This window comes from Microbacterium sp. STF-2, from assembly GCF_034650155.1.
GTDB classification, from domain to species: Bacteria; Actinomycetota; Actinomycetes; order Actinomycetales; family Microbacteriaceae; genus Microbacterium; species Microbacterium maritypicum_A.
Genome location: NZ_JARKMW010000001.1, coordinates 73,957 through 96,237, shown reverse-complemented (window position 1 = coordinate 96,237; position 22,281 = coordinate 73,957). Strand labels below are relative to the sequence as shown.

19 protein-coding genes are annotated in these 22,281 nt (G+C 68.0%); 4 read left to right on the top strand and 15 right to left on the bottom strand.

Annotation, left to right across the window (positions count from 1 at the left end; genetic code table 11):
- Positions 1 to 14 precede the first annotated feature (14 nt).
- From MicroSTF_RS00440 to MicroSTF_RS00395, 10 genes are all read right to left on the bottom strand, one after another.
- Positions 15 to 1,091, bottom strand: coding sequence for a UDP-N-acetylglucosamine--N-acetylmuramyl-(pentapeptide) pyrophosphoryl-undecaprenol N-acetylglucosamine transferase (locus MicroSTF_RS00440; RefSeq protein WP_322952796.1), 1,077 nt, complete (start codon positions 1,089 to 1,091; stop codon positions 15 to 17).
- A complete protein-coding gene (ftsW, locus tag MicroSTF_RS00435; RefSeq protein WP_029258350.1) occupies positions 1,088 to 2,293 on the bottom strand; it encodes a putative lipid II flippase FtsW in 1,206 nt (401 codons plus the stop codon). The genes MicroSTF_RS00440 and ftsW overlap by 4 nt, the downstream gene beginning before the upstream one ends.
- Complete coding sequence (gene murD, locus MicroSTF_RS00430; protein ID WP_029258351.1) at positions 2,262 to 3,797, bottom strand: UDP-N-acetylmuramoyl-L-alanine--D-glutamate ligase; 1,536 nt, start codon at positions 3,795 to 3,797, stop codon at positions 2,262 to 2,264. Before murD ends, ftsW begins: the two co-directional genes overlap by 32 nt.
- Positions 3,787 to 4,893, bottom strand: a complete 1,107-nt coding sequence (mraY, locus tag MicroSTF_RS00425; RefSeq protein ID WP_029258352.1) for a phospho-N-acetylmuramoyl-pentapeptide-transferase — start codon at positions 4,891 to 4,893, stop codon at positions 3,787 to 3,789. The genes murD and mraY overlap by 11 nt, the downstream gene beginning before the upstream one ends.
- Positions 4,890 to 6,302 (bottom strand): UDP-N-acetylmuramoyl-tripeptide--D-alanyl-D-alanine ligase, encoded by a 1,413-nt coding sequence (locus MicroSTF_RS00420; RefSeq protein ID WP_322952790.1) that lies wholly within the window; start codon positions 6,300 to 6,302, stop codon positions 4,890 to 4,892. The genes mraY and MicroSTF_RS00420 overlap by 4 nt, the downstream gene beginning before the upstream one ends.
- Positions 6,303 to 6,329: 27 nt before the next feature.
- On the bottom strand, positions 6,330 to 8,099 hold the full coding sequence (locus tag MicroSTF_RS00415; protein ID WP_029258354.1) for a peptidoglycan D,D-transpeptidase FtsI family protein: 1,770 nt from the start codon (positions 8,097 to 8,099) through the stop codon (positions 6,330 to 6,332).
- Between the two features lie 25 nt (positions 8,100 to 8,124).
- Positions 8,125 to 8,688, bottom strand: a complete 564-nt coding sequence (locus tag MicroSTF_RS00410; protein ID WP_029258355.1) for a hypothetical protein — start codon at positions 8,686 to 8,688, stop codon at positions 8,125 to 8,127.
- Complete coding sequence (gene rsmH / locus MicroSTF_RS00405; protein WP_322952787.1) at positions 8,685 to 9,623, bottom strand: 16S rRNA (cytosine(1402)-N(4))-methyltransferase RsmH; 939 nt, start codon at positions 9,621 to 9,623, stop codon at positions 8,685 to 8,687. The genes MicroSTF_RS00410 and rsmH overlap by 4 nt, the downstream gene beginning before the upstream one ends.
- A gap of 102 nt (positions 9,624 to 9,725) precedes the next feature.
- A complete protein-coding gene (mraZ, locus tag MicroSTF_RS00400; protein WP_017830220.1) occupies positions 9,726 to 10,157 on the bottom strand; it encodes a division/cell wall cluster transcriptional repressor MraZ in 432 nt (143 codons plus the stop codon).
- Positions 10,158 to 10,430: 273 nt separating this feature from the next.
- Positions 10,431 to 10,805 (bottom strand): DUF3040 domain-containing protein, encoded by a 375-nt coding sequence (locus MicroSTF_RS00395; RefSeq protein ID WP_029258357.1) that lies wholly within the window; start codon positions 10,803 to 10,805, stop codon positions 10,431 to 10,433.
- 97 nt (positions 10,806 to 10,902) lie between these two features.
- On the opposite strand from MicroSTF_RS00395, the gene MicroSTF_RS00390 reads away from it, so the two are divergent.
- Positions 10,903 to 11,991: a polyprenyl synthetase family protein gene (locus MicroSTF_RS00390; protein ID WP_322952765.1), complete on the top strand. Its 1,089-nt coding sequence runs from the start codon at positions 10,903 to 10,905 to the stop codon at positions 11,989 to 11,991.
- 9 nt (positions 11,992 to 12,000) lie between these two features.
- Here MicroSTF_RS00390 and MicroSTF_RS00385 read toward each other — a convergent pair whose 3' ends face one another.
- On the bottom strand, positions 12,001 to 12,369 hold the full coding sequence (locus MicroSTF_RS00385) for an Rv2175c family DNA-binding protein (protein ID WP_021199327.1): 369 nt from the start codon (positions 12,367 to 12,369) through the stop codon (positions 12,001 to 12,003).
- Positions 12,370 to 12,490: 121 nt separating this feature from the next.
- Between MicroSTF_RS00385 and MicroSTF_RS00380 the strand changes: the two genes are divergently transcribed.
- Together MicroSTF_RS00380 and pknB are read left to right on the top strand one after the other, a co-directional pair.
- Positions 12,491 to 13,693 carry a muramidase family protein gene (locus tag MicroSTF_RS00380; RefSeq protein ID WP_322952762.1) on the top strand — a complete coding sequence of 401 codons (1,203 nt, stop codon included), beginning with the start codon at positions 12,491 to 12,493 and terminating at the stop codon, positions 13,691 to 13,693.
- Positions 13,694 to 13,771: 78 nt separating this feature from the next.
- Entirely contained in the window at positions 13,772 to 15,718 is a 1,947-nt protein-coding gene (pknB, locus tag MicroSTF_RS00375; RefSeq protein WP_322952761.1) for a Stk1 family PASTA domain-containing Ser/Thr kinase, read from the top strand.
- A 104-nt stretch (positions 15,719 to 15,822) separates the two neighbouring features.
- Here pknB and MicroSTF_RS00370 read toward each other — a convergent pair whose 3' ends face one another.
- Positions 15,823 to 17,163 (bottom strand): class II 3-deoxy-7-phosphoheptulonate synthase, encoded by a 1,341-nt coding sequence (locus MicroSTF_RS00370; RefSeq protein WP_322952759.1) that lies wholly within the window; start codon positions 17,161 to 17,163, stop codon positions 15,823 to 15,825.
- Positions 17,164 to 17,210: 47 nt separating this feature from the next.
- Positions 17,211 to 17,900, bottom strand: coding sequence for a lysophospholipid acyltransferase family protein (locus tag MicroSTF_RS00365; protein ID WP_021199324.1), 690 nt, complete (start codon positions 17,898 to 17,900; stop codon positions 17,211 to 17,213).
- A 151-nt stretch (positions 17,901 to 18,051) separates the two neighbouring features.
- On the opposite strand from MicroSTF_RS00365, the gene MicroSTF_RS00360 reads away from it, so the two are divergent.
- Positions 18,052 to 19,884: an AMP-dependent synthetase/ligase gene (locus MicroSTF_RS00360; protein WP_021199323.1), complete on the top strand. Its 1,833-nt coding sequence runs from the start codon at positions 18,052 to 18,054 to the stop codon at positions 19,882 to 19,884.
- A 61-nt stretch (positions 19,885 to 19,945) separates the two neighbouring features.
- Here MicroSTF_RS00360 and def read toward each other — a convergent pair whose 3' ends face one another.
- Positions 19,946 to 20,437 (bottom strand): peptide deformylase, encoded by a 492-nt coding sequence (gene def, locus MicroSTF_RS00355; RefSeq protein WP_167253867.1) that lies wholly within the window; start codon positions 20,435 to 20,437, stop codon positions 19,946 to 19,948.
- Positions 20,437 to 22,251: a MinD/ParA family ATP-binding protein gene (locus MicroSTF_RS00350; protein WP_322952756.1), complete on the bottom strand. Its 1,815-nt coding sequence runs from the start codon at positions 22,249 to 22,251 to the stop codon at positions 20,437 to 20,439. Before MicroSTF_RS00350 ends, def begins: the two co-directional genes overlap by 1 nt.
- Positions 22,252 to 22,281: the final 30 nt, after the last annotated feature.

The window sequence follows — 22,281 nt, the reverse complement described above, 5'->3', positions numbered from 1 at the left end:
TCTCGTCGACCGCGTCAGACGGCGACGAGTGCGCGGTCGATGAGGGTGATGACGTTCTCGGTTCCGGCGCGGGTTCCGGCGGTCTCTGCAGCGGCGGCCATCCGTGCGATGCGCTCTCCGTCTCCGAGCAGAGGGACGACGATGCGCCGCACCGCGTCACCGTCGAAGGACGCATCGTCGAGCAGCTCTGCGGCCCCTGCAGCGACGGCCGAGGCGGCGTTCAGACGCTGCTCGCCGTTGCCCACGGAATACGGGACATACAGCGCGGGAATCCCCAGAGCACTGATCTCGCTCACGGTCGCCGCCCCGGAGCGGGAGACGATCAGATCGGCCAGAGCGAACGCGAGATCCATGCGGTCGACGTAGCGGTGGAGCGCGTAGCCCTCGACGCCCGGATCGGCGAGGTCGCTGCGCTCACCCGTCACGTGCAGCAGCTGCCAACCGGTGCCCAGGATGTCGCGCCACGAGTCCGCGAGCGCCTCGTTGAGCCGCTGCGCTCCCAGCGAGCCGCCGAACACGAGAAGGACGGGGCGGTCGGCGTCGATGCCGAAGTACTCCGCCGCCTCCGCGCGCGAAGCCGCGCGGTCGAGGGCGATCACCTCCCGCCGCAGGGGCATTCCGACGACCTCGCCACCGCGGAGCGGAGTGCCCTCGAAGGCAACCCCCACCGCGGCCGCACGGCGTGCCCCGAGCACGTTCGCCAGCCCTGGCTTCGCGTTGGCCTCGTGCACCACGAACGGCACGCCCTCACGGCGCGCGGCGACGTATGCCGGCGCAGACGCGTATCCGCCGAAGCCCACCACCACGTCGATGCCGTGCCGACGGATGTGGTCGCGCACCTGGGCGATGGCCCGACGGAACCGCCCCGGGAACGACAGGGCCTGTCTGTTCGGCCGCCGCGGGAAGGGCACCTTGTCGACGATCAGCAGTTCGTAGCCGCGCGCGGGGACGAGACGGGACTCCAGCCCCTCGGCCGTGCCGAGCACGAGCACGGAGGCTTCGGCATCACGTGCGCGGAGACCGTCCGCGACGGCGAGCAGGGGGTTGACATGACCGGCGGTGCCACCGCCGGCGAGGAGATACGAAGTCACCTGGTGACCCTACCCCGCTCGGCTGACTGCTTCTCGGTCACAGGGATCGTCCGTGCGAACGCCAGCAGCACGCCACAGGCGATGAGCACCGCGAGCAGGGCCGTGCCGCCCTGGGACATGAACGGAAGGGGGACACCCATCACCGGGAAGACGCCGATCACGACGCCGACGTTCATGACGGCCTGGCCGACGATCCACACGGTGATGCCGCCGGCTGCCACGCGGATGAACGGATCCGGTGTCTTGCGGATGATGTGGAAGGCGCCGATCGTGAAGAACGTGAACAGGGCGAGCACGACGATGCAGCCGATCAGGCCGAGCTCCTCGCCGACGATCGCGAAGATGAAGTCATTGCCCGCGGCGGGAAGCCACCCGTACTTCTCCTGGGAGTTGCCGAGGCCGAGGCCGAAGATGCCTCCGGTGGCCATACCCCAGATCCCGTGGATCGACTGGTAGCAGTCCGTGTAGTAGAGCGCCATGTTGTCGCAGGTCGCGGTGATGCGCCGCATGCGGTCCTCGCTCGACAGCGCGTAGGCGAGCACCGCGATGACGCCGAGGATCAGCGGGATGATGAACAGCCGGAGCTTGACGCCCGAGAAGAAGAGGCACCCGAGGAGGATGAGCACCAGCACCATCGCGGTACCGAGGTCCTTGCCCGCGAGCACGGTGCCGATCGCGAGTGCACCGACCGGGATCACGGGGATGAACACATGATGCCAGGTGCCGAGCATCGTGCGCTTGCGCAGCAGCACCGCAGCGATCCAGAGCGCGAGGGCCAGTTTGAGGAACTCGGAAGGCTGCAGGGTGAAGCCCGCGATCTTGACCCAGTTCCGGTTACCGCCGTCCTCGATACCCAGCGGAGTGAACACGAGCATCTGCAGCGCCACGGCCCCGAACAGTGCGGGCCACGCCATCCTCTTCAGGAAGTCCACCGGCAGACGGCTGATCAGGAACATCAGCGGGATGCCGAGCAGCGCGAACACGCCCTGGCGCAGCACGCCATCCATCGGGTTGACCCCCTTGGAGACGGCTGTCGCGCTGGTCGCAGACAGCACCATGACGAGACCGAAGAGGGTGAGGAGCAGCGCGGTCGAGGCGATGAGCAGGAACTCGGTCGACACCGGGGTGAACCGGCGACCGAGCGAGACCCTGGCCGCGAGACCGCCGGACTCAGAGCGCGGAGGGCGGGATACCTGTGTCATCGGCGCTCCCCCGGTCGATCCAGTCCCGCACCGCCTCGGCGAAGCGATGGCCTCGTTCCGCGTAGCCGGAGAACTGATCGAAGGATGCCGCCGCCGGGGCCAGCAGGACTGTGCCCTCGTCGTCGACGATTCCCGCGGCGATCTCCACGACACGGTTCATGACCTGTCCAGTCTCGCCAGCATCCACCTCGAACACCGGCACCCCGGGCGCGTGTCGTCGGAATGCCGCGACCACCACGGAGCGTTCGACCCCGATCACGACGGCTGCACGCGCCGTCGTGCCGACCTCGGCGACCAGGTCGGAGATGTCGACCCCCTTCAGATCCCCGCCGAGCACCCACACGGCACCGGGGTACGCGCGCAGCGACGACGCCGCGGCGTGCGGGTTCGTCGCCTTGGAGTCGTCGACCCAGGTGATGCCGCGATGCCGGGCGATCACCTGGATGCGGTGCGGATCGAGGCGGAAGGACTGCAGGGCCGTGTGGATGGCCTCCGGCTCGACGCCGAGCGAGCGTGCCAGGGCACTCGCGGCGAGGATGTTCTGCACGATGTGAGGAGCGGCGAGACCCGCCGCATCGAGATCGGCGACCGTCGTCAGCTCGAGGGCGCTGCGCGAGCGATCGTCGAGGAAGGCCCTGTCGACGAGCAGTCCCTCGACCACGCCGAGATCGCTCGGGCCGGGGATGCCGAGATCGAAGCCGATCGCACGGGCTCCCTCGACCACCTCCGCCTCTTCCACCATGCGACGCGTGGCCTCGTCCGCCTTGTTGTAGACGCACGCGATCCGGGTGTTCCGGTATACGACGGCCTTCGCGTCCCGGTAGGCGTCCGCGCTCCCATGCCAGACGAGGTGATCGTCGGCGAGGTTCAGGCACACGGAGGCGTAGGGGAACAGCTCCCCTTCGGGCCTCGACTGTCCCAGATACCAGAGCTGATGGCTGGAGAGCTCGACCACGAGGACATCGAACCCCGCGGGGTCGCGTACGGCGTCGAGCACCGGCACGCCGATGTTCCCGCAGGGGGCCGCCCGCAGTCCGCCTTCCACGAGCAGCGTGGCCGTCAACTGGGTGGTCGTCGTCTTGCCGTTCGTCCCGGTGATGAGCACCCAGTCCGCCGGCGTGCCGTCGGCACGGACGACCTTGTCGCGCACGCGCCAGGCGAGCTCGACGTCACCCCAGATCGTGACAGCGGATTCCTGCGCCCACCGGATGAGTGGATGCGACGGCGAGAATCCCGGCGAGGCGATGACCACCTCGGGGTCGAACTCGACGAGCACGGGCGGAACCTCGGCGAGCGGGCCCAATTCGAGTCGGGCGCCGATCACCGGGAGCAGTCGCTCGTACTCATCCTCAGCCGACTCGCTCAGCACGAGAACGTCGGCGCCCAGTTCGGCGAGCGTGTCCGCCACCGAGAATCCTGTCATCGAGAGGCCGAGCACGGCGACCCGTAGACCGCTCCAGTCGGCGTTCCAGCTCGTCAGTCCGGCGAGACGATCAGTCGACACGAGTGAGCCATTCGACGTAGAAGAGTCCGACCGCCGAGACGGCGAGCAGCCCGGCGATGATCCACATGCGCACCACGATCGTGACCTCGGACCACCCGCGCATCTCGAGATGGTGGTGGAACGGGCTCATGAGGAACAGCCGCTTGCCACGAGTGATCTTGAAGTACGCGCGCTGCAGGATGACCGAACCCGACGAAAGCACGAAGACGCCGGCGATCACGAGCAGGAGGAGCTCGGTGCGGGTCAGGATCGCCATCGCGGTGATGACGCCGCCGATCGCCATCGACCCGACGTCCCCCATGAAGACCTTCGCCTTGGGCGCGTTCCACCAGAGGAATCCGATGAGGCTCGCCGCGAACGACGCCGCGATGATGGCGAGGTTGAACGGGTCGCGCACTTCGTAGCAGCCGCCGAGGGCATCGGGATCGCCGCCGATGCACGGCTGCTTGAACTGCCAGAACGCGATCACGCTGTAGGCGCCGACGACGATGACGCCGGCTCCGGCAGCGAGCCCGTCGAGTCCGTCCGTGAGGTTCACACTGTTCGAGGTCGCGACCCCGATGATCGAGATCCAGACGAGATAGAGGATCCATCCGAGCACCACGCCGAAGGCGAACAGGTTGAGCCAGGTGATGTCGCGGAACAGCGAGATCGCGGAGCTCGCCGGTGTCTGGCCCCACTTGTTCGGGAAGTTCAGCGCGACGATGCCGAAGGGGATGATGACCAGCAGCTGGCCGATCACCTTCCGCCAGCCCGAGAGCCCGAGGCTGCGCTGGCTGCGCACCTTCATGTAGTCGTCGATGAATCCGACGGCGCCGAATCCGACCATCAGCCAGATCACCAGCAGCGCGGAGAGTGCGGGGACTTCACCGCTCACCAGCACACCGGTGAAGTAACCGACCATCGAGCCGACGATGAAGATGACGCCGCCCATCGTGGGGGTGCCGCGCTTGGCCTCGTGACTCGGGTTGTGGACGGACTCCGGGGTACGGATGACCTGCCCCCAGCCCCACTTCCGGAAGAGCCGGAGGAAGACGGGGGTCAGGAACAGGGTGAAGGCGAGCGAGATCGCCGCCGACATGATGAGAGACCTCACGAGAACAATTCTCCCAGACGATCGCCGAGATGCCGGAGGCCCACGGAATTGGATGACTTCACGAGCACGCGGTCGCCGTCGCGGAGCTCGGTGCGGAGATACTCGAACGCGGCGTCCTGGTCGGGCAGATGGACTGCCTCGCTGTCCCAGGAGCCCTCCCCGACCGCGGCGAGGTAGAGGCGCCTCGCCTCGGGGCCGACGACGACGATCCGCTGGATGTTCAGGCGCACGGCGAGCAGCCCGATCCTGTCGTGCTCCTCCCCCGCGCTCTCACCGAGTTCGCTCATGGCTCCGAGGACCGCGACGGTGCGCTCGTCGGGACCGGTGATCTGTGCGAGCGTGCGCAGGGCCGCCGCCATGGAATCCGGGCTGGCGTTGTAGGCGTCGTTGATGATCCGCACCCGATCGCTGCCCAGGGGCTGCATGCGCCAGCGTTCGGCGATCTCGACCGTCTCCAACCGGGCCACGGCGTCGGCCGCCGAGACCCCGAGCACGCGTGCTGCGGCGATGGCCGCCAGAGCGTTGGAGACGTGGTGCGCCCCGAGCACGCGCAGCCGCAAGGGAATCCGTTCGGCGTCGACCTCGATGACGCAGGACGTGCCGGAAGCGGATACCTCGATCTCATGCGCGCGCACGTCCGCTGCGGGCCCCTGACCGAAGCCGACGGTGCGGAGTCCGCGAGCGTCCGCGAGTTCGCGCATGGCCGCGACACGCGGGTCGTCGACGTTGAGCACGGCGGTCCCGGGCACGCGGGCGGCGGCGACGAGCTCGGCCTTCGCCTTCGCCGTCTCCTCGATGCCGCCGAATCCCCCGGCGTGCGCCATGCCGACCATCAGCACGACGGCGACGTGCGGCTCGACGAGTCCTGCGAGGTGAGCGATGCTCCCCGGAGCCGCGGCACCGAACTCGCTCACGAGGAAGCGGGTGCTCTCCGTCACCCGGAGCATGGTGACGGGGGCGCCGACCTCGTTGTTGAACGACTTCACGGGGGCGACGGTCTCGCCTTCCCCCTCGAGGATGCGCGCGAGGAAGTTCTTGGTGGTGGTCTTGCCGTTCGACCCGGTGATGCCGACGATCCGGAGCGCGCCGTCGGCACGGACCCGCGCGACGACCTCCCTCGCGAGTGCACCGAGGGCGGCGACAGCGTCCGGAACCACGATCTGGCTCACGGCGACGTCCACCGGGTGCTCGACGATCGCCAGGGCCGCTCCCGCGGCGACAGCTGACCCGACGAAGCGGTGTCCATCGGTCTCGGCTCCGGGCTTGGCCACGAAGATCGATCCAGGCCCCATCGTGCGCGAATCGGTGTCGACGATTCCGTCGACCACGGTCTCGGCCGTGTCTTCACCGGCCACGCGCAGATCACCGCCGACTGCGGCGGCGATCTCAGCGAGCGTCAGGGCGATCATGTCATCTCCATGCGCGGCTCTCGCCGACTATCCGAACTTGGGGAGGAGCTCGTCCATCGGGACAGAGGACGGCATCACGCGATACGTTTTCATCACCTGCGTCATCGCCTTCTGGAAGGCGGATGCGGTGGCCGCGGACGATACAACCTTAGTCGGCTCGTCGAGGGTGACCACGACGACGTACTGCGGATCGTCGACCGGCGCGAAGCCCACCATGCTGGTGTAGTAGACCCCGGCCTTGTAGCCGCCGTTGCCGTCCGACACCTGCGCCGTACCCGTCTTGCTGGTCACGCGGTAGCCGGGGACCTGGATGCGCTCGGCGTTGCCGCCCTGTACTGCGACGTTCTCCAGCATGCGTGTCAGCTCCGCTGCGGTCTGCTCCTTGATGATCTGCTCGCGCTTCGGGTCGGCTGGCGCGGTCACGGTGCCGTCCGCGGCGGTGCACGACTCGACGAGCGAGAGGTCGATCTTCTCGCCGCCGTTCGCGATCGCCTGGTAGGCACCGGCGAGCTGGGCGGCCGTCACGGTGAAGTACTGCCCGAACGTCGTCGTGTAGAGCGACTGGTTGTCCCAGTCGCTGACCGGGTGCAGGATCCCTCCGACCTCCGAGGGGAAGTCGAGCGTCTTGTCCCCCACCCCGAAGCGCTGGAGGTAGTCGTAGCGCACATCGGGGCTCACCATGGTGCCGAACTTCGACAGGGCGACGTTCGACGAGTCGATGAGGCCCCCGGCGAGCGTGTAGTTGTACGCCGGGTGGGTGAACGCGTCGTTCACGACGGCGCCGTTCGGGAACTTCTCCCGAGAGGCCGCGCTCACCGTGCTGAGCGGGGTCAGGCCCGCTCCTTCGATGGCGGCAGCCGCGGTGACGGCCTTGAACGTCGATCCGGGCTCGAAGTCGTGGTGGAAGATCTGACTGGCCCTGGTCGCCGGTGTCGACGCATCGAGATCGTTCGGGTCCAGCGCGGGCCACTCGGCCGCGGCGCGGATCTTGCCCGTCTTGACCTCGACGACCGTGACTGTCCCGCCCTTGGCGCCCTGCGCCTGTGCCTCTTCGGCGATCATCTGCTGCAGGTACCAGTTGAGGTCGCTGTTGATGGTCAGCTGCACGGATCCGCCGTTCACGGCATCGACCGTACGCTCGCTGCCGGGGATCACGACGCCGTCCTTGCCCTTGCGGTAGGTCTCCTCGCCGTCGATGGGCGCCAGGCAGGAGTCGTCGAGCTTCTCCACACCGGCCTGCGCCTCACCAGAGTTGTCGAGGAAGCCGAGGATGTTTCCGGCGACCGCGCCGTTCGGGTATACGCGTGTCTCTCGCGCCTTCAGCGACAGGTACGAACCGACTCCGAGATCCCGCAGAGCCATGTACTGCTCCGTGTTCAAGCCCTTCTTGAGAGGCGCGTACTGGCTGTCGGGGTTCTCGGCGAGGGCGTTCGAGACCAGAGCCCGCACCTCGTCGCCGGTCTGGCCGGTGATGGCGGCGATCTTGTCGGAGGCCTCGGCCCACGGCAGCTTCGGCTTCTTCTCCTCGACGAGCATGATGACCTGCGGGCTGAGCTGCGCGTCGTAGACCATCACACTGGAAGCGAGCACCGTGCCGCCGGAGTCGACGATCGACCCGCGCTGGCCCGGGATCGCCGAACTCGCACCGAGGTGCTCGAGGGACTCGGAGACGTGCTCATCAGCGCTGACCACCTGGATGTCGACCAGGCGTACCACGAACGCGACCAGCACCGAGAGGATGACGGCGAGAGCGACGACGGTGCGTCGCCGCGGACCGCGGGTGGCTCGTGTCGTCATGGGATCTCTCCGTCGCTCGTGGGTGTCAGTGCGTCGTGGGGCTGGGGAGGCCGTCGGTGATCGACGGCGGAAGGTCCTGGGTGGGCTGGTCCGTCGCCGTCCCCTCCTCGGTCTCCGCCGGAGGAGGCGGCGGTTCCACGATGAGGGAGTTGCTCACGGCCCCGACACCGGCGGGATTGACGGTCGATGTCCAGTCGGCCCCCGCACCGGTGCCGAAGACGGCACCGTCGCTGAGACGCAGATACGACGGCGATCCGGCGACGACCATCCCGAGTCCGGCTGCGCTGCTGGCGAGCACCTGGGGCGAGCTGACGCCGGTGAGCTCTTCCTGGAGGGCGTGCGTCTTCAGGTTGAGCTCGCGCTGCTGTGACGAGAGACTCGCGAGAGTGAACGAGTCCTGGGTGATGGCGAGCGACAGCCCGATCTGCGCGGCTCCGATCGCGAGTGCTCCGCCGAGCGCGATGAGGGCGTAGGCGAGCTTCGGCTTGCGGCGGACTGCAGGGCGGGTGACGGGCTGCAGCTTCCGCTGGGGCGTCCTCTCCGGGGCGACCGGCTGCACCGGCTTCCGGACGACGGCATTCAGGCTCATGCGCTCTCCCGCAGCTTCTCGGCGGCGCGCAGGCGCACCGGGATCGCCCGCGGGTTGCGCGCGCGTTCTTCGTCGTCGGCCAGCTCGGCGCCTTTGGTCAGGATGCGGAAACGCGGAGCATGTTCGGGGAGCTCGACCGGGAGCCCGGCAGGAGCGGTCGAGGCAGAGGCCGCAGCGAACGCCTGCTTCACGAGACGATCTTCCAGCGACTGGTAAGACAACACGACGATGCGCCCGCCGACTGCGAGCGCGTCCATCGCCGACGGGATCGCGTCGGCGAGCACGTTGAGCTCGGTGTTCACCTCGATGCGCAGCGCCTGGAACACGCGCTTGGCCGGGTGGCCCGCGCGCTGGGCAGCCGCGGGTGTGGCGGCGATCAGGATCTCGACGAGTTCACCCGACCGCGTGATCGGCTGCTTCTGCCGCGCGTCGATGATGAACCGTGCATACCGACCGGCGAGTTTCTCCTCGCCGTAGCGCTCGAAGATGCGGCGGAGATTGCCTTCGCTGTAGGTCGCGATGACCTCTGCGGCCGTGACGCCCTTGGTCTGATCCATCCGCATGTCCAGCGGGGCATCCTTCGAATAGGCGAAGCCGCGGTCGGCTTCGTCCAACTGCAGAGACGAGACGCCGAGATCGAAGAGGATGCCGGCCGCGCCCTGGGCGTGCAGTCCGATCTCGTCGTACACCGTGTGCACGAGCGTGACGCGGTCCGTGAAGCGGGCGAGCCGCTCCCCCGCGATGCGCAGCGCATCGGTGTCGCGGTCGAGTCCGACCAGACGGATGTTCGGGAAGCGTTCGAGCAGCGCCTCGGAGTGACCACCCATGCCGAGGGTGGCATCGACGAGCACCGCTCCGTCGGCCTGGAGGGCGGGAGCGAGCAGCTCGACGCAGCGGTCGAGCAGTACGGGGGTGTGGATGTCTCGGAGGTTCATGATCTTTCTCGGGGTGACCTTCGGCTCTGATCCCCCTCCGCTTCTCGACCCGGCACCGGGGAAGTGTGTCGGGGCGGGAGCGGCGGGGCATCACAGCCGTGGTCAGAAGAGTCCCGGAATCACCTCCTGCTCGAGGTCGGAGTAGGTCTCCTCGCCGGCGGCGAGGTAGGCGTTCCAGCTCTCGGCATCCCAGATCTCGGCGTGGGCGCCGACTCCGGTGACGATGAGTTCCTTCTGCAGACCTGCGTACTGACGCAGGTGCGCCGGGATGGTGATGCGGTTCTGGCTGTCTGGCATCTCCGCGCTGGCTCCGGAGAGGAACAGTCGCATGAAGTCACGCGCCTGTTTGTTCGCGAGCGGCGCCTGACGGATCCGCTCGTGCATCGCCTCGAACTCGGCCGTGCTGAACACGTAGAGGCACCGTTCCTGGCCTCGGGTGACGACGATGCCGCCGCCGAGGTCTTCGCGGAACTTCGCAGGAAGGATGACCCGTCCTTTGTCGTCCAGCTTCGGTGAGTGCGTACCCAGCAACATCGGCCACCACCCCCTCTGCGTCCGGCCAACTCGAGGTGCGCCCCACTTTACTCCACTTTCCTCCACATACCTACGACCAATCCTTCGGAAATCAGGGTCTATGCCGACAAGTACGCCGAACAACCCCGGAATTCCGGGGTGGAGGAAGGTGGAGGGTGAGTGGAGGGCGAGTGGGGGGACGGACGCGGCGAGCCGGCCGGCGGCGAACGCGGTCAAACGACAGAAGCCCGGATGCTCAGCATCCGGGCTTCTGTCGTGAAGTGTGTGGGGAGGTCAGTGACCGTCCTGGCGGCGATCCCATCGATCGTTCATCCGATCCATGAAGGAGGCCGATTCCTGCCGCTTCGGGGCGGAACGCTCACGGGGCGTGGTCGCGGTGGTGCGTCGCACTGGCGTGACGGCGACCATGACACCGGCGAGCATCGCGGCGAATCCGACGACACCGACGACGATGCCCCAGACGCCACCGAGAATGACACCGGCGACCAGACCGCCGACACCGGCGAGCAGGAGGAGTGCTCCGTAGACGAGATTTCGGTAGCTCAATGCTCGATCGCCGGACGGCGCGGTCACGACGTCGGCATCGTTGTGGAGGAGATGGCGTTCCATCTCGTCGAGCAGACGCTGCTCCTGTTCGGAGAGTGGCATTTCGTCCCCCTCGGGTATCGTGCCTCCCATTCTACGCGCGCCGAGGCGTCCGGGGCTAGCAGTTCGACGTCCCCTTGCTTTACGTATGCTGGGAGTCGTGCCGTCATCCTCCCCCGTCCCCGACGCCGTCGCCACGCACCTCGCACGCTTCTTCGCGCGGATGCGTGAGGAAGCCTCGGACTACGGCCCTGACGCGGCAGCATTCCTGGACGCCGCCGCCGGCACGCTCGACGGCGGCAAGCGCCTTCGAGCCCGCTTCTGCCATGCGGGGTGGCGTGCCGTCGCGAAGTTCGATGACCGCGACGCGGCGGAGACCGATGCGCTGTGGGACATGTGCACCGCGCTGGAGATCTTCCAGTCGGCCGCGCTCGTCCACGACGATCTGATCGACAACTCCGATACCCGCCGTGGTCGCCCCTCCGCGCATCGTGCGCTCGAGACGTCTCATCGCGCGGCCGGGTGGTCCGGAGATGCAGAGCAGTTCGGCAGGGCATCCGCGATCCTCCTCGGCGACCTGCTCGTCGCATGGAGCGATGACCTTCTGGAATACGCACTCGAGGGCCAGCCGCATGCGCGAGCCGTGCGCGCCGAGTACGCGCGGATGCGAAGGGATGTGACCACCGGCCAGTTCCTGGACATCGCAGAGGAATCGGCCTGGAGCGTGAACGACGGAAGTCTCCACGCCGAGAGGGCGCTGCGCGTGGCATCCCTCAAGTCCGCCAGATACAGCATCGAGCAGCCGCTCGTCCTGGGTGGCGCTTTCGGCGGAGCCCACGAGGACCAGGTCGCCGCACTGCGGCGCTTCGGCCATCCGATCGGCCTGGCATTCCAGCTCCGCGACGACGTGCTCGGCGTGTTCGGCGACGCATCCGTCACCGGCAAGCCGGCGGGCGACGACCTTCGGGAGGGCAAGCGCACGGTGTTGATCGCCCTCACCCGACAGGCTCTCGACGCCTCCGCACGGAATCTCCTGGACGAGATGCTCGGCGACCCCGCTCTGACATCGCCGCAGGTGTCGTCCCTGCAAGCCACGATCACTGCTTCGGGCGCGCTGGACCAGGTCGAGGCGATGATCGCCGACTATGCCCTCGAGGCCGACCGTGCGCTCTCAGGCGCCCGGCTCGACAACGCCGCCGTCGGCGAGTTGCGTGATCTCGCACGCGCGGCCACCGTGCGCGCGTCCTGACGGGCTTCGTCAGGCGAGAGTGCGCGCGAGACGCCGGACCGAGCTCTTGTGCCCGGCCAGCAGGGCGGCGATCGGCGAGCGCCCCAAGCTTTCCTCTTCGGCGAGCAGCCAGTCGATCAGCTCGTCGTCGGTGAAACCGGCGTCCTGCAGGACGATAACTGTTCCGCGCAGAGAACTCAGCGGGTGGCCGTCGACGATGAACACCGAGGGCACGGCGAACGTCCCGTTGCGACGCGACCCCACGAGGTAGTGCTCATCGATCAGACGACGCACTCGGCCGAGGGGCTCGTCGAGCACCTCGACGAGGTCGGGCATCGTCAACCACTCGACATCGGCAGCGGCAGGGGTTCCAGCAACGTTCTCAGACACGTTGCCCACTATCTCACCTCCGCCTGGCCGACGCATATCGACCCATCAGTCACATCCGTCACTTGCGTCACTTCTGTTGACTTCTGTTTACATCCGTGTCAGCGTGAAAAACTCGAAAAGGGGGCAAGCCTTGACAGTCAAGACCGCCACGCGTCGAACGCGATACCTGCCTATCGGAGTGCCTGCGGCGGTGCTCGGAGCCCTGGCGACCACGCTCACGGCGGCACCGGCCCACGCGGCTTCTCCGTCGGATGCTGCCGCCGTCGAGCGTCCACGTCTTCTCCCCGCGCGCGCGGTGCCCACCGAGGCCGCTCCACCCAGCTACGTCGTCCGCCCCGGCGACACCGTCTCCGCCATCGCCACGCGCTTCGGTCTTCGAGCGGTCGATGTCCTGACCTGGAACGGCCTCTCCTGGCGTTCCGTGATCTACCCTGGTCAGACCCTGACGCTGCTGCCTGCGGCCCCGGCAGCGACACCCGCAGCCACGCCCACCGCCGCGCCGGCGCCCCCGGCCTCGGCCACGCATCAGGTCGTCGCCGGCGACACCGTCTACGCCATCGCGCAGCGATACGGCACCACCGTCGACGCCGTCCTGTCGGCGAACGGCCTCACGCACGCTTCGATCATCCTTCCGGGCCAGAGTCTCGTCGTCGCCGGCACTGCAGCACCGGCAGCCGCGCCGACACCGGCTGCTGTCCCCGCAGTCGCTCCCGCATCCACCGCGACGCACACCGTCGTGGCCGGAGACACGCTGTTCGGCATCGCGCAGAAGTACGGCACCACGACGCAGACGCTGTACGCCGCGAACGGCCTCGGCCCCTCGTCGATCATCTACCCCGGCCAGACGCTCTCTCTGCAGGCGACGCCGGTAGCGGCTCCCTCCCCCACCACCGCTTCCGCCTCGGCCGGCGGCCAGCAGACGGCGACGCTCACCGCGGAACAGGCTGCGAACGCTGCGCTGATCATCCGCGTCGGTCGCGAGCTCGGCGTCTCGGACCGGGCCATCGCCATCGCCCTCGCGACGGGGATGGTCGAGTCCGGGCTGCGCAACCTCGACTGGGGCGACCGTGACTCGCTCGGCATCTTCCAGCAGCGCCCCAGCACCGGGTGGGGAACGCCCGCGCAGATCATGGACGCCGAGCGGAGCACACGCGTGTTCTACGGAGGGCAGGCCGACCCCAACGGGCAGGTGACGCGCGGGCTCCTGGACATCCCGGGCTGGGAGGGCATGCCCTTCACCGAGGCGGCCCAGGCGGTGCAGATCTCCGCCTATCCGGACAAGTACGGCCAGTGGGAAACGCAAGCCTATGCCTGGCTCGCTCTGCACGGCTGACGACATCCGGGAAAACCCGAAGGCCCGAGGGGTGAGCCGCTCCCCTGTCTTTCAGGCAGTTCTCCATAGAATTCTGACGTGACGACCAATCAGCAGGCCGACCCCCTCATCGGGCGGCTTGTCGACGGCCGCTACCGGGTGCGTGCCCGCATCGCCCGCGGCGGGATGGCGACCGTGTACGTCGCAACCGACCTCCGCCTGGAGCGGTGCATCGCCCTCAAGGTGATGCACGCGCACCTCAGCGACGACTCCGCCTTCCAGAGCCGGTTCATCCAGGAGGCCAGAGCCGCTGCCCGGCTGGCGGACCCCCACGTCGTGAACGTGTTCGACCAGGGCCAGGACGGCGAGCTCGCCTACCTCGTGATGGAGTATCTGCCCGGCATCACGCTGCGCGAGCTCCTCCGCGAGCAGAAGCGCCTCACGATCCCGCAGACCATCACCATCATGGATGCGATCCTGGCCGGTCTCTCGGCCGCGCATCGTGCCGGGATCGTGCACCGCGACGTGAAGCCCGAGAACGTCCTCCTCGCCGAAGACGGTCGCATCAAGATCGGCGACTTCGGGCTCGCGCGAGCGACCACCGCGAACACCGCGACCGGACAGCAGCTGCTCGGGACGATCGCCTACCTCGCCCCCGAACTCGTCACGCGCGGAACCGCCGACGCCCGCAGCGACATCTACGCCCTCGGCATCATGCTGTACGAGATGCTCGTGGGTGAGCAGCCCTACAAGGGCGAGCAGCCCATGCAGATCGCTTTCCAGCACGCCACGGAATCGGTGCCCCGACCGAGCGTGCGCAACCCCGCCGTGCCGGAGCAGCTCGACGAGCTCGTGCTCTGGGCAACGGAGAAGTCGCCGGACGACCGACCCGACGACGCGCAGCAGATGCTCGAGCGCCTGCGGGAGATCGAACGAGACCTCGGCATCGCCCCGACTGCGGCCAGAGCCACCGCGCCGCAGCACAGCCAAGGCGACTCGGGTGACCTCACCAAGGTGATGCCGGGAACGATGGTCATCGCCGACCCCACGGCTCCGGCACCCGCCGCCCTCGACAACGCGACCCTCCTGCGACGACGAGCGTCCAAACGCCGCGCGCGCGGGGCGTTCCTCCTCACTCTCGTGCTGCTGCTGGCGGTGCTCGCCGGCGGGGTCGGCTGGTGGTTCGGTTCCGGACCCGGCTCTCTCATCGCCGTGCCCGCGGTCGCCGGAGGCACATACGACGCCGCCGCGGCGACGCTCACGGATGCCGGATTCGTGCCGTCGCAGAAGGACGAATTCTCGATCGACATCCCCGCGGGGACCGTCATCGAGACCGATCCGGAAGAGGGGGCGCGACTCGACAAGGGCGCCTCGGTCACGGTGATCGTCTCCGCGGGGCCGGCGACGCACACGCTCGACCCGTTGAACGGCCGCGCCGAGCAGGATGCGCGCGACTACCTCACCGGTCTCAAGGTCAACGTCACGGACAAATCTCTCCTGCTCTTCTCCGATGCCGACGCCGGCATCGTCATCAACGCGTACGTCACACCGCGGGCCGGCGGGGACGCCTACATCTGCGGGGACGGCTGCGAGGTCTTCGAGGACGACACGGTGGAGCTCTACGTCTCCGCCGGCGACTTCCCCGACGTCGCGGGTATGTCGGTCGGCGAGGCCACCTCCACGCTCACGGACAAGGGCCTCACCGTGACCGCGGACCCGCAGTACACCTTCAGCGACAGCGTCGCCAAGGATGTGGTCATCGGAGTGGCCGATCGTGCGGAAGAAGGCAATTGGCGGCCGGGCGACAGCGTGCAGCTCATCGTCTCCAAAGGCCCGGAGCTGTTCCCCGTGCCGGATGTCTCGGGCAAGACCTTGAACGAAGCCAAGAAGATCCTCTCCGACAAGGGGTTCAAGTCGACCTATGCCGCCTGGGGCGATCTGCCGGGCTTCGCGGAGATGGCCAAGGTCACGGGGCAGGATCCCGGCCCGGACAAGTCGCTCCCCCGTGGAGGCACCGTGAACCTCTCGATTCAGCTCAGCGGTTGAGCGCTCCGTCGGGGAACGACCGCGAGACGTCATGAGCAAAGAGAAGGCCGCCTCCCCGTGTTCCGGGGGGCGGCCTTCTTCGACGGTGTCTCAGCGCTTCTGTCTCAGCGCTTCTCGAGCTCCTCGGCCACCAGGAAGGCGAGCTCCAGCGACTGCATGTGGTTCAGTCGCGGGTCGCACAGGCTCTCGTAGCGCGTGGCCAGCGCGGCCTCGTCGATCTGCTCCGACCCACCGAGGCACTCGGTGACGTCGTCACCGGTGAGCTCGACGTGGATTCCGCCGGGGAAGGTGCCGACCGCGCGGTGCGCTTCGAAGAAGCCCCGCACCTCATCGACGACGTCGTCGAAGCGACGGGTCTTGTAGCCGGTCGGCGTGGTGATGCCGTTGCCGTGCATCGGGTCGGTGACCCACAGCGGCTGCGCGCCGGAATCGCGGACCGCCTCGAGCAACGGCGGCAGTGCGTCACGGATCTTGCCCGCACCCATGCGGGTGATGAACGTCAGGCGTCCGGGCTCGCGTTCGGGATCGAGCTTGTCGATCAGCGCGAGCGCGGTGTCGGGCGACGTGGTCGGTCCGAGCTTCACGCCGATGGGGTTGCGGATCTTGGAGAAGTAGTCGACGTGTGCGCCATCGAGCTCGCGCGTGCGCTCTCCGATCCACAGGAAGTGCGCAGAGGTGTTGTACGGCGTGTCCGTGCGCGAGTCGATGCGCGTCATCGGGCGCTCGTAGTCCATCAGCAGACCCTCGTGCCCCGTGAAGAACTCGACGCGCTTGAGCTCATCGAAGTCCGCTCCTGCAGCCTCCATGAACTTGATCGCGCGGTCGATCTCCGCGGCCATGCGCTCGTAGCGCTGGTTGGCAGGGTTCTGCGCGAAGCCCTTGTTCCACGAGTGCACCTCGCGGAGATCGGCGAAACCACCCTGGGTGAACGCGCGGATCAGGTTGAGGGTCGACGCCGCCGTGTGGTAGCCCTGGAGCAAGCGACCGGGGTCGGCGGTGCGGGACCCCTCGGTGAAGTCGTAGCCGTTCACGATGTCACCGCGGTAGGCGGGCAGAGTGACGTCACCGCGGGTCTCGGAGTCGCTAGAGCGCGGTTTCGCGAACTGACCCGCCATCCGACCCATCTTGACGATGGGCATCGAGGCGCCGTACGTGAGCACGACAGCCATTTGCAGCACCGTCTTGATGCGGTTGCGGATCTGTTCGGCGGTCGCCCCGGCGAAGGTCTCGGCGCAGTCACCACCCTGGAGGAGGAACGCCTGGCCGGACGCCGCACGGGCGAGCCTGTCACGCAGGTTGTCGACCTCGCCGGCGAAGACCAGGGGCGGAAGGGTCGCGATCTGCTGGGAGACGTCGGCGACGCGGTCCGCGTCGGGCCACTGCGGCTGCTGCTTGATGGGAAGCGAGCGCCATTCATCAAGGGCTTCGATGTGGTGCGGGAGCATGCGTTCCAGCCTAGTGGTCGCGGGTACCACCCAGATCCGCGTGAGGCCTATGTGACGCGCGTGGGGAGCCGGTCCTTGACGGTCGACGCGTAGACGTCTTCGTACTTCTGCTCGCCGAGCCGCTGCAGGGCCACCATGATCTCGTCGGTGACCGAACGCAGGATGTAGCGATCGTTCTCCATGCCCGCGTAGCGCGAGAAGTCGAGGGGCTCCCCGATCACGATTCCGACGCGCACGATGCGGGGTAGCCTCCTGCCGATCGGCATCGCCGTATCGGTGTCGACCATGATCACCGGCACCACCGGGACCTTCGCCTCGAGCGCCATCCTGGCGATGCCGGTCCGACCCCGATACAGCTTTCCGTCGGGGCTTCTGGTGCCCTCGGGGTAGATGCCGAGCAGGTCGCCTCCGCCGAGCACCTGGAGTCCGGTGTTCAGCGAGGCCTCGGAAGCCTTGCCACCCGATCGATCGATGGGGATCTGTCCCGTCGCCTTCATGAAGAACTTCGTGGCCCAGCCTTTGAGGCCGCGGCCCGTGAAGTAGTCGCTCTTCGCGAGGAAGGACATCGACCGGTCGATCACCAGAGGAAGGAAGATGGAGTCGGCGAAGGAGAGGTGATTGCTCGCGAGGATCGCCGCACCGTTCGCGGGCACGTTGTTGCGCCCGACGATCCAGGGACGGAACACCGCCTTGACCACGGGGCCGATCACCACGTACTTCATCAGCCAGTAGAACATCGTGGTGAAGTCTAGCGCCGCGCCCGGCGTCCGTGGAGTCGGCTCCTTACTCCGACCATCCACGCGACCCAGTTCCACCCGAGGCGCGACTGGGTTCCATGCCCTAGACTCAGAGGCAAGTCCGTGCCCGACCGGTACCGAAGGAGCTGCCGTGGTCCAGTTTGAAGTCCCCGCGATCGTCCCCGCCGATCCCGACGCGAACGTCGCCGACCTGCTGGTGAAGCGCGTCGAAGCCACTCCGGATCGTGCGCTGTTCTCGGTTCCGGAGGGAGAGGGGTGGCGAGACATCTCGGCCGCCGACTTCCAGACGGCCGTGACCGCCCTCGCGAAGGGCTTCGTCGCCGCCGGCATCCAGCCCGGCGAGAAGGTCGGATTCCTGGCGCGCACGACCTACGAATGGACGCTCGTCGACTTCGCGCTGTTCTACGCCGGCGCCGTGATGGTGCCGATCTACGAGACCAGCTCGCCCTCTCAGATCCAGTGGATCCTCGAGGACTCCGGTGCCATCGCGCTCATCGTGGAGTCGCCCGAGCACTTCGCCCGCGTCGACGAGGTCCGTGGCGACCTCCCGCTGATCCGCGAGGTGTGGCAGCTGCACCTGGGCGCCATCGACACCCTGACCGCCCAGGGCGCCTCCGTGGCCGATGCCGAGATCGAACGCCGGCGCTCCCTTGCGGTCGGATCCGACATCGCCACGCTCATCTACACCTCCGGCTCCACGGGGCGCCCGAAGGGGTGCGTGCTCACGCACAGCAATTTCGTCGAGCTCTCCCGGAACTCCGCCAAGGCTCTGGACGAGGTCGTCCAGACACCGGGAGCCTCCACCCTCCTCTTCATCACGACTGCCCATGTGTTCGCACGGTTCATCTCGATCCTCGACGTCCATGCGGGAGTGCGCACGGGTCACCAGCCCGATACGCGCCAGCTTCTTCCGGCGCTCGGCTCGTTCAAACCGACGTTCCTCCTCGCTGTCCCCCGCGTGTTCGAGAAGGTGTACAACTCGGCGGAGCAGAAGGCCGAAGCCGGCGGCAAGGGCAAGATCTTCCGTGCCGCCGCCGACGTCGCCATCGAGCACTCCAAGCTGCTCGAAGCGGGCAAGCCGATCCCGTTCGGGATGAAACTCAAGTTCGCCCTGTTCAACAAGCTCGTCTACAGCAAGCTCCGCGAGGCCATGGGCGGCAATGTCGTCTACGCCGTCTCGGGCTCCGCGCCCCTCGGCTCGCGGCTCGGCCATTTCTTCCACAGCCTCGGTGTGGTGATCCTCGAGGGCTACGGCCTGACGGAGACGACCGCGCCCGCCACGGTGAATCTGGCGGACAAGTCGAAGATCGGGACGGTCGGCCCCGCCCTCCCCGGCGTCGGCGTCCGCCTCGCCGACGACGGCGAGATCGAGGTGCGCGGCATCAACGTGTTCAAGGAGTACTGGAACAACCCCGAGGCGACGGCCGAGGCCTTCAGCGAGGGCGGCTGGTTCCACACCGGCGACATCGGCAGCTTCGACTCCGAGGGCTTCCTGACGATCACCGGGCGCAAGAAGGAGATCATCGTCACGGCCGGCGGCAAGAACGTCGCTCCGGCCGCACTCGAGGACCCGATCCGCGCGAATCCGATCATCGGTCAGGTCGTGGTCGTCGGTGACCAGCGTCCGTTCATCTCGGCGCTCGTCACGCTCGATCCCGAGATGCTTCCGACCTGGCTCGCCAACAACGGCCTCGAGGCCACCATGTCGCTCGTGGACGCGTCCAAGAACGCGGCCGTCCGGGCCGAAGTGCAGCGCGCGGTCGATGCCGCCAATGCACGCGTCTCGCGAGCCGAGTCGATCCGGAAGTTCACGATCCTCGATTCCGAGTGGACGGAGGCCTCGGGGCACCTGACCCCGAAGCTCTCGATCAAGCGGAACATCATCATGAACGACTTCGCCGACGAGATCGCCGCGATCTACGACGAGCCCGTCGCGACCACGAATGTCCCGATCGGCGGCTGACCCGATCCCCCCGATGAAGAAGGGCCCCGCACGCGCGGGGCCCTTCTTCATCTGTCCGGCGTCAGAACCAGGAGCTCTCCCGCACTTCGCGCATGGCGACCTTGCGGACCTCCGGATCGAGCCGGGTCAGGAAGAGCTTGCCGTCGAGGTGATCGGTCTCGTGCTGCAGCGCCTGAGCGAGCAGGCCGTCCCCCTCGAGCACTACGGGGTCGCCGTCGAGATCGATCCCCTCGACGCGCGCCCAGGGATGGCGCTGCGCGTCGTGCCAGAGTCCCGGGACTGAGAGACAGCCCTCCCCCGTCGGCACCGGTTCACCGCGCACCTCGGTGAGCACCGGGTTGAGCACATAGCCGATGTCGCCGTCGATGTTGTAGCTGAAGGCACGCAGAGCGACGCCGATCTGCGGCGCCGCGACTCCCGCGCGCCCCGGCAGCTCGACGGTGTCGACGAGGTCGGCCACGAGTGCCCGGACCCCGTCGTCGATCACCTCGATCGGGGCGCAGACCGTACGCAGGACGGGGTCGCCGAAGATGCGGATCTCACGGACGGCCATCAGGCGGCCCTGGCCCGCAGGCCCTCGACCAGCAATGCCGCGAGTTCTCGGGCGGCGATGCGGGTCTCGGGCAGAAGGTTGGCGAACACGATCGTGCCACCCCCGGCGATCTGCGGGTCGTAGGGGACCCGCACGACACTCCGTGCACGTGTGGCGAAGTGCGCCTGCAACTCGTTCAGCCGCACGAGGGGCGCCCCGGGCGTGGACTGGTTGAGGACCACGATCGCCTCGCGCGCCTGCTCGGCATACCCGTTGGTCTCGAGCCAGGTGAGGGTCTCGGATGCGAGGCGCGCCTCGTCGACGCTCAGCCCCGAGACGATGACGACCTGGTCGGCGAGATCGAGAGTTGCCGACATCACCGAGTGGACGATCCCTGTTCCCGTATCGGTGAGGACGAGCGAGTAGTAGTGCGCCGCCACGCCGGCCACGTCACGGTAGTCGCTGTCGCTGAAGGCCTCGGCGATGCGCGGGTCGGCATCGGAGGCGAGGACGTCGAGGCGTGTCGCGTCGCGCGCCACGATGGCGGAGATGTCGTGGTATCCCTTGACGTCATCGTGGATGCGGACGAGGTCGCGCACGGACTTGCGGTGATGCGGACGCACGATGCGCTCGGCGAGTGTTCCGCGATCCGGGTTGGCGTCGACGGCGATCACGCGATCTTCCCGAGCGTCGGCCAACGCCATGCCCAGCAGCGCCGTGATCGTGGTCTTACCCACCCCGCCCTTGCGGGAGAGTACGGGCACGAAGCGCGCTCCCCCCGCGAGCGGTGCGGCGATCCGCGCGGAGAGGGCCTTGCGCTCCCGCGCACGACGGCCGTCGCCGATGTTGATGCGACGACCGGACACGGCGTAGAGGAAGTGGCTCCATGCCCCCTCGGGCTCCGGCTTCGCGATCCGGTGCGGGTCGAGCAACCGGTCGGCGGTGAGCAGATCGGCGGACTCGCGCGAGGACTCGCCCAGATCATCCAGGCGCTTCGAGGTGAGCGTCACGTCCGTGCGTGCCGCCGGGCGAGCCGGTTTCGCCACGACGGGCCTCTCTTCTGGGGTGGACACGGTGGTGGTCTCCTTCTCGGCGGACGCCCGCACGGCGGATGCCGGTGCAGGAGGAGTCGTCTCGATCTCGGATCGAGCCTGGGAGAGGAACCGGGCGGCCGCGGCTTCCTCTGCAGCCCGCCCCTCGGCGGAATCCAGATCGTCGGTGACCGGCTCAGAGTCCGGCTCATCGATGACGACCGCATCGACGACGACCGCATCGATGACGACATCGTCGACGGGGATCACCGGATCGAGTGCGGTCACCTCGATCACGATCCGTTCCATGCCGGGCGCCTCATCGATGACGGGCGCCTCATCGATGACGGGCGCCTCGTCGATGACGGGCGTCTCGTCGATCACGCCCGTGACGACGGGAGGTTCCACGGTCGACCCGACTGTGGGCTCGACGTTCGAGGAGGCCGCCGGCTCCTCCGCCGGTTCGACGACGGGGGCCGATCCGGAGACCGGCGCGGATGCGGCGGCGTTCGCCGATGGGGTCACAGGACGGGTCTGCGATTTCGGCAGCGTCTTCGTCTTCCCCTTCGTCCCGGACTTCGGGATCTGCTCCACGGCAGGCACCTGATCGATCACGAGGTCGCCGATGACCTCGCCGTCGACGACGCCGTCGTCGGCGAGGTCATCCTCCTCGTTTCGGGGAAGGGTCACGCTGACCTGAGCGGTCCCGCCGAGGATGCCGATGCCGGCCGTGTCGAGAGACGCGGCTTCGTCGAGCACCCCCAGCGAGTTCTCCTCGGGGTCGGTGGTGTTCTTCGGTGTCACGATGTCGCTCCAAGCCTGCGCGAGCCTCGG

Bases quoted from the DNA above. Each gene is read 5' to 3' on its own strand.
- MicroSTF_RS00410 (WP_029258355.1), bottom strand. From the start codon at position 8,688: ATGAGCCTGAATGCCGTCGTCCGGAAGCCGGTGCAGCCGGTCGCCCCG.
- rsmH (WP_322952787.1), bottom strand. From the start codon at position 9,623: ATGAACCTCCGAGACATCCACACCCCCGTACTGCTCGACCGCTGCGTC.
- MicroSTF_RS00365 (WP_021199324.1), bottom strand. From the start codon at position 17,900: ATGTTCTACTGGCTGATGAAGTACGTGGTGATCGGCCCCGTGGTCAAG.
- ftsW (WP_029258350.1), bottom strand. From the start codon at position 2,293: ATGACACAGGTATCCCGCCCTCCGCGCTCTGAGTCCGGCGGTCTCGCG.
- MicroSTF_RS00370 (WP_322952759.1), bottom strand. From the start codon at position 17,163: ATGCTCCCGCACCACATCGAAGCCCTTGATGAATGGCGCTCGCTTCCC.
- def (WP_167253867.1), bottom strand. From the start codon at position 20,437: ATGGCCGTCCGTGAGATCCGCATCTTCGGCGACCCCGTCCTGCGTACG.
- MicroSTF_RS00415 (WP_029258354.1), bottom strand. From the start codon at position 8,099: ATGACGACACGAGCCACCCGCGGTCCGCGGCGACGCACCGTCGTCGCT.
- MicroSTF_RS00420 (WP_322952790.1), bottom strand. From the start codon at position 6,302: ATGATCGCCCTGACGCTCGCTGAGATCGCCGCCGCAGTCGGCGGTGAT.
- MicroSTF_RS00395 (WP_029258357.1), bottom strand. From the start codon at position 10,805: ATGCCACTCTCCGAACAGGAGCAGCGTCTGCTCGACGAGATGGAACGC.
- mraZ (WP_017830220.1), bottom strand. From the start codon at position 10,157: ATGTTGCTGGGTACGCACTCACCGAAGCTGGACGACAAAGGACGGGTC.